Below are 7,192 nucleotides of genomic sequence, written 5' to 3'. Positions count from 1 at the left end.
ATATATTAAAATAACATCGTATTATGTCAGATTTTAATTAGGGGAGAGAAATTTTATGTTGAAAAAAATCATTCCAGTTGCTTTAGCATTAAGTACAGTTACTTTTACTAGTGTATTTGCTATGCCTTCAGCCCAAGCAAGTACAGAATCAAACCGCTACATAGATGTACAAATGCTCGGTATTAACGATTTTCATGGGCAACTAGACACTGTAAAAAAAATTAACAATAAAGATGCAGGGGGAATTGAGTACTTAGGGGCTTATTTACGTGATCGTGAAAAACAAAATCCGAATACATTAAAGGTACATGCTGGAGATGTTGTTGGAGCAAGTACTCCTGTTTCAGCATTATTACAAGACGAACCTACAATTGAATTTCTAAATGATTTGAAATTCGATGTTGGAACGATAGGAAATCATGAATTTGATGAAGGTGTTGAAGAAATGAACCGCCTTATTTATGGTGGATACCATGAGAAAACAGGAAATTTTAAAGGAGCAAAATTCCCATATGTTGCTGCAAATTTCTATAATAAATCCACCGGTCGTTTATTTTTACCACCATTCACTATAAAAAAGGTACAAGGAGTTCCTGTTGGATTTATCGGAGTCGTAACAACGGATGTTCCTAACCTTGTTATGCCTACTATGCTAAAGAATGTAGAAATTACAGATGAAGTTGAAGCTATTAACAAATCCGTAAAGCAATTAAAAAAACTAGGCGTTAAATCTATCGTTGTTCTTGCACATAACGGAGGTATAACAGATGGGAACGGCGTAACAAATGGTGATATCGTCCGATTAGCAAATGAGACTGATCCAGAAGTCGATGTTATTTTTGGTGGCCATAGCCACACTTATGTAAATGGAACTGTTAATAATAAACTTGTCGTACAAGCAAATTCATATGGTATGGCTTTTGCTGATGTTGATGTAAAGATTGATCGTAAAACACAAGATATTGTTGAGAAAAAAGCAGAAATTGTTACAACTTATCATGAAGGCATAGAGCCTGATAAAAAAATAAAGAAGAAGATGGAGAAATATCAAGCAAAAATCGCACCTCTTGTTAATGAAGTTGTAGGTAAGTCTATTGCGCCACTAGATCGCAAACTCAATACGGCTGGTGAATCTACTCTTGGAAATTTAGTTGCTGATGCCCAGCGTACAACAATGCAATCCCAAATTGCACTTATGAATCCTGGTGGTATTCGTAATGACTTAGATGCTGGTGATATTACATGGGGAGAGATATATGGTATTCAACCATTCGGAAATCAATTAATAAAAGTAAATTTAACAGGTCAAGACATTCGTGATATTTTAAATCAACAATGGCAAAAAGACATAACAAGAATGCTTCAAATTTCAGGGATCCAATACACTTGGGATGCGAACAAGCCCAATGGAGAAAAAGTAACAAGTATTCGCTTAACGAATGGAGAAGAAATTATTCCTTCTAAAACTTACAGCGTCGTTGCTAACGCATTTCTAGCTTCAGGGGGAGATGGATTTGTATCCTTTAAAAACGGTAAAGATGCTGAAACAGGACCAACTGATTTTGAAGCATTAGTAGATTATATAAAAAAATCAAAAGAACCAATTCAGTCTGTTATTGATGGAAGAATTCAAAAGATAAATTAGTTTTTTATTAATCTCAAAAACAACTAGATTACCTGTGCACTATACTCTTTAGTGTGCAGGTAATCTATTTTTTTGATTTGAAATAGTCTAACTGTGGCCAATGGGTATACCGTCTAGATGCAGAGTGCCGAAAAAAATGAAGTGAACAAAAAATAACCCCTAAATTAACTCTATGATAAAGAGACTACAAACAATCAAAATTTGGAACTTCATATTAACCATATATTAACTACGTTAATAATACATACTGAAATTGAATACTTTAGATAACATCATTTATAACGAATATTTGTACATTATTATGTTATGCAATGAGGAATTTACAATACTATGAATTGAAGCTTATTTAGTTTTATATTCGTTTAAATGAATTAAGAATTTCTTAAGAACCTATTAAGAAATAAGTGAGTTTTAGGAACTAGAATAAATGTATCTTAACAGTAATAAGAAAATGAATGTTTTAAACGGAAGTTGGCAGAGTATGTTAAAAAGCTATAAGTAAATATTTCAGGAGGTTTTTTATGAAAAAGAAAATAATTATTGCAATTGTTGCTTCTGCTATAACAATGACTCATTTTGTAGGAAATACTTATGCAGATTCGAAAACAGAGGTTTCTGTTACAGCTCCCTATAATACAAATCAAATAACGAAATGGTTAGAAGCACATGCAAAGCCTTTAAAAACAACTAATCCAACTGCATCTCTTAATGATTTGAAACCACTTAAGGATATGATAGGTTCAGCTTCAATTGTAGGTTTAGGTGAAGCTACGCATGGGGCTCATGAAGTTTTTACGATGAAACACCGCATTGTTAAGTATTTAGTATCTGAAAGGGGCTTTACCAATCTAGTTTTAGAAGAGGGATGGGACAGGGCCTTGGAACTTGATCGATATGTTCTTACTGGTAAGGGAAACCCAAGCCAACACCTAACACCTGTATTTAAGACGAAAGAAATGCTAGATTTACTTGATTGGATTCGGCAATATAATGCTAATCCAAAACATAAATCGAAAGTACGTGTCATCGGGATGGACATTCAATCAGTAAACGAAAATGTTTATAATAATATAATAGAATATATTAAAGCTAACAATTCAAAATTGTTGCCTAGAGTAGAAGAGAAGATAAAAGGGCTTATTCCTGTAACAAAGGATATGAATACTTTTGAAAGCCTTACGAAAGAAGAAAAAGAAAAGTATGTTTTAGATGCTAAACAAATTAGTGCTTTATTAGAGGAAAATAAAAGTCATTTAAATGGGAAATCTAAAGAGTTCGTATGGATAAAGCAAAATGCTCGTATTATTGAACAGTTTACTACAATGTTAGCGACACCTCCTGATAAACCAGCGGATTTTTATTTGAAACATGATATTGCAATGTATGAAAATGCGAAGTGGACTGAAGAACATTTAGGAAAAACCATTGTATGGGGACATAATGGACACGTTTCGAAAACAAATATGCTTTCTTTTATATACCCTAAAGTAGCAGGGCAGCATTTAGCAGAATATTACGGAAAACGGTACGTATCTATTGGAACGTCAGTTTATGAAGGACAATACAATGTGAAGAATAGCAATGGTGAATTTGGCCCCTATGGAACATTAAAATCGGATGATCCAAACAGTTATAACTACATTTTTGGACAGGTCAAAAAAGATCAATTTGTTATTGATTTACGTAAGGCGAACGGCGTGACAAAAACTTGGTTAAATGAACAACAGCCAATTTTCGCTGGAATAACTACCGAAGGGCCTGATATACCAAAAACTGTTGATATATCATTAGGTAAAGCGTTTGATATACTTGTTCAAATTCAAAAAGTGAGTCCATCTCAAGTACATCAATAAATTTAGAATCATGTGCCTTAATGACAAATTTCATATAACACAATGAAATTTGTTTTATATAGCAAGAAGAATAATCGCATTAGAAAAAATCAGCAGTTTAACCTGTTAAGAGTAAAACGAATCTTACAATATGTAAAGCGCAAAAACACTGAAGCGAAAAGCATTGGTGTTTTTTGCGCTTTCGGGCACAGATACTACTTCAGTCCTATTGTAGAAGTGATTTTGTATGTAAGGAATTTGTAAGGAATAGGTAAGAAAAAAGAGATTTTCATTGTGTAGGATAAAAATATAAGGAGGGATGAAGGGGGGAACAAGTACGGCCTACATATAAAACAAATAATCAGTAACAAGAGTGTTTTAAGGAAAAGAAGTAATTTCTATGGTTAATATGTATGTGGAAAAAGAGTGATTTAGAGATTGTTAGAACACAATGGTGTTTGTGAAAATAATGATTAGTACGTTGATTGCAAATTCAGTGTTGACTTTTATCATTGGGAGAGTTGATAGCTATGTGGTTAGTATATGAGACAGCTATCAGCCATCAATACAATTTAAATAGAAGAGAGGAATTCTTTATGAAAACACGCAGTAAAATTACATGTGCAAGTCTAGCACTTTTAATAGGTGGAAGTTCCCTGTTATACATAACACCAACATTAATTGTAAAAGCAGAACCTACGCAAAATGTATCTAGTTCGTTACAAACAAGTACGCAAAGCGATCGTACTTCCGTTAAGAAAGCAATGCGAGATGAACTGCAACTTGGATACCCAGGAATACTCGCTAAAATTTCTAAGGGGGGTAAAACTTGGAGTTATACAGCTGGGGTAGCGGATCTGAAAACTAAGAAACCAATGAAAGCAGATTTTCGCTTTCGCATTGGCAGTGTGACGAAAACGTTCATTGCAACAGTTCTACTTCAATTATCTGGAGAGAACCGTTTGAATCTAGACGACTCCATTGAAAAATGGTTACCTGGTGTTATTCAAGGAAACGGATATGATGGTAACCAGATTACGATCCGGCAAATATTGAATCATACAAGTGGTATTGCTGACTATATAAATTCAAAAGACTTTGATATTACGGATATAAAAAAATCGTATACGGCTGAAGAATTTGTAAAGATGGGGATTTCACTTCCCCCAGACTTTGCCCCAGGAAAGGGTTGGTCTTATTCAAATACAGGATATGTAATACTAGGAATCCTTATTGAAAAAGTAACAGGAAACAGCTATGCGGAAGAGGTTGAAAATCGGATTATTGAACCGCTTGATTTGTCAAATACATTTTTACCTGGTAATTCAAGCGTGATTCCAGGCACCAAGCATGCCCGTGGCTATTTGCAACTAGACGGAGCGAGTGAGCTAAAAGATGTTACTTATATTAACCCAGGTAGCTCGGATGGAGATATGATTTCTACTGCTGACGACTTAAACAAATTCTTCTCTTGCTTACTAGGTGGCAAATTACTGAAGGAACAGCAGTTAAAACAAATGCTTACTACAGTTCCTACAAATAGAGAGGGAACCGGATATGGTCTTGGAATACTTGAAATTAAGCTTCCGAACGGTGTCTCGGTATGGGGACACAGGGGGGCCGTTCCAGGGTTTTCCACTTTTGCTGGTGGAACGCTTGGAGGTAAACATACACTCGCTATCAATTCGAACAGTTTAAACCTTAATAATCCAGAAGTTTTTAAAAACATTTTACTTGCTGAATTTAGCAAGTAGGAAAAACGGATAAATTTTGTCATTTGTAATTTCCATCGGAATGGATTACCGCTTGAAAGAGTATAGAGGGATTAAGTATCTATAATTGTGTAGGAGCAGTATTTGCAAAATTAGAAATTGAACTAAATTTAACCATCAAAGATAATATTAGCGGGAAAAATTTGAGGGACATTAAGGATTTTGTGAAGAGGACTTCAAAAATGAAATAACATTGTAATAACTTTCTATTATTAATTGAAAGTTATTACCCTATAAATTCAGTCATTTATTATATAACTGAGTGCATAAAAAATGAACCGAATTCTAATAAATAACGTAAAAGCTAAAAGAGTTTCGCTTTGGGAACATCTCAAAATAGTGAACATACCTATATTAAAACCCAAATTTCTCAATTTAATGCTGAGAAATTTGGGTTTTTCTAAAGGAATCAATTTTTTAAAAAATTTTTAGAAATTTAAAGATAAAGTATTGTATACATGTAAGTATGATTAAAAATGCAAAGTTGTAAATGCTAAATTTAATTAAATACGCCTTACTCTCTTTAACATTGGCCTGAATGAATAGCTTATAGGAGATTACACTGGCTAAAGATGCGATAATTGTTCCAAGCCCTCCAATATTTACTCCTAGTAATAAAGCTTTCCAATCAGAAGTAAAGTTTGATAGAAGAATTGAAGTAGGAAAATTGCTAATCAATTGACTCAAAAATATGGAACTAAAGAAGACTGAAGTATCTCCTCTTAAATTAGCGCGAGCAAATGTCCCCAGTGCATCGGAATGGGAAATGTTTCCGATAAAAATAAAAAAACAGACAAAGGTTATTAGAAGAAAGTAATCAATCTTAAATAGTAAGTTTCTATCTAACGTAAATGCTGCTATCAGTGTGACTATTAGCGCAATGTAATAATTAATAACACCAAAAATAGATGCAATGATAGTAATAAGTATCAAAATCCAGACGGTAGCTTTTTTTCGATTTTTCACGGTAATAACAGGTAGTTCTATTTTCAAATCTGTTTTTTGAAGTTTTTGAGTAAATATAAATAACAAACTAATTCCAAGTACAGCTAAAAGCAGGATTGAACCTAAAAATGGGATGAGCTTAATTCCATAGTAAGAATATAGGTATAAATTTTGTGGGTTTCCCATAGGCATCAAGCTACTACCGATGTTTGCCGCAATTGTCTGCAGGATGATTGTATCCATCATGTTCATTTGTGTTTTTTTACTAATGACAAGTGTTATTGGTACAAAAGTGAGGAGAGCGACATCATTTGTTACAAACATGGAGCAAATAAAGCATAACAAAATTAGAATAATAGATATTGACCTGCTGTTATTGCATTTATTTAAAATCGCAACGGCAAGTTTGTCTAATATCTTTAGCTGTTCCAAGGCCTTAATGGCTACCATCAGATTAAATAAGCTAATTAACACTTCAAAGTTAATATATTCGATCTTTGGCGAATGTATTAAGCAGCTGACAATTGCTAGTATCAGTGAAATGGTAAGTACTAAATCCTTTTTTAAAAATTCGAATTTCATAAGGAGTCTTTTTTTATTTTGAACAAATACTATTTCTTTCACAATACACCACCTGTAATTTATGTTAGTAAATATACGTTTTTTGGGATAACTCGATATTGCTAGAAAAGAGGATGACATAAGGTCCTAAATAAGAGTTTTGTAATGTTTCATCCCTTCAACAAAATCCTTTTTTTCTTAGTGTCTTTCATGTTGTAAATATGTGCAATATAGACGAATCCAACTAGGGGGATTAATTGAGAAAACAAATGTTTTTTGTATGATACCATAAATAAATTAAATGTTTTATTTTTTAAATATTCCTATAATATTCCGTTGATTCTTGATTTCAAATAATTTATATGAACTTCTAAAAGAGAAAAAGTGTGCATGTTTATATGAAGAAAATAGAGACTTGTCAAAGGATAGATAGAACA

General features: G+C 33.1%; 4 protein-coding genes. 3 read left to right on the top strand and 1 reads right to left on the bottom strand.

Annotated elements, in window-relative coordinates:
• Positions 1–55: 55 nt before the first annotated feature.
• From ACQGSG_RS24705 to ACQGSG_RS24695, 3 genes are all read left to right on the top strand, one after another.
• Positions 56–1,645 (top strand): bifunctional metallophosphatase/5'-nucleotidase, encoded by a 1,590-nt coding sequence (locus ACQGSG_RS24705; protein ID WP_000913792.1) that lies wholly within the window; start codon positions 56–58, stop codon positions 1,643–1,645.
• A gap of 521 nt (positions 1,646–2,166) precedes the next feature.
• Positions 2,167–3,498, top strand: coding sequence for an erythromycin esterase family protein (locus ACQGSG_RS24700; RefSeq protein WP_426948235.1), 1,332 nt, complete (start codon positions 2,167–2,169; stop codon positions 3,496–3,498).
• Positions 3,499–4,073: 575 nt separating this feature from the next.
• Positions 4,074–5,231, top strand: a complete 1,158-nt coding sequence (locus tag ACQGSG_RS24695; RefSeq protein ID WP_002103315.1) for a serine hydrolase domain-containing protein — start codon at positions 4,074–4,076, stop codon at positions 5,229–5,231.
• A gap of 435 nt (positions 5,232–5,666) precedes the next feature.
• On the opposite strand, the gene ACQGSG_RS24690 is transcribed toward ACQGSG_RS24695, so the two are convergent.
• Positions 5,667–6,818: an anion transporter gene (locus ACQGSG_RS24690; protein WP_000659286.1), complete on the bottom strand. Its 1,152-nt coding sequence runs from the start codon at positions 6,816–6,818 to the stop codon at positions 5,667–5,669.
• Between the last annotated feature and the right edge of the window lie 374 nt (positions 6,819–7,192).

Origin of the sequence: Bacillus sp. GMa5/1 (genome assembly GCF_050172015.1) — a bacterium.
GTDB lineage: Bacteria > Bacillota > Bacilli > Bacillales > Bacillaceae_G > Bacillus_A > Bacillus_A cereus.
The sequence above is the reverse complement of the archived record's forward strand: the minus strand, read 5'-3'. Positions and strand labels throughout refer to the sequence as shown.

Bases quoted from the DNA above. Each gene is read 5' to 3' on its own strand.
- ACQGSG_RS24700 (WP_426948235.1), top strand. From the start codon at position 2,167: ATGAAAAAGAAAATAATTATTGCAATTGTTGCTTCTGCTATAACAATG.
- ACQGSG_RS24695 (WP_002103315.1), top strand. From the start codon at position 4,074: ATGAAAACACGCAGTAAAATTACATGTGCAAGTCTAGCACTTTTAATA.
- ACQGSG_RS24705 (WP_000913792.1), top strand. From the start codon at position 56: ATGTTGAAAAAAATCATTCCAGTTGCTTTAGCATTAAGTACAGTTACT.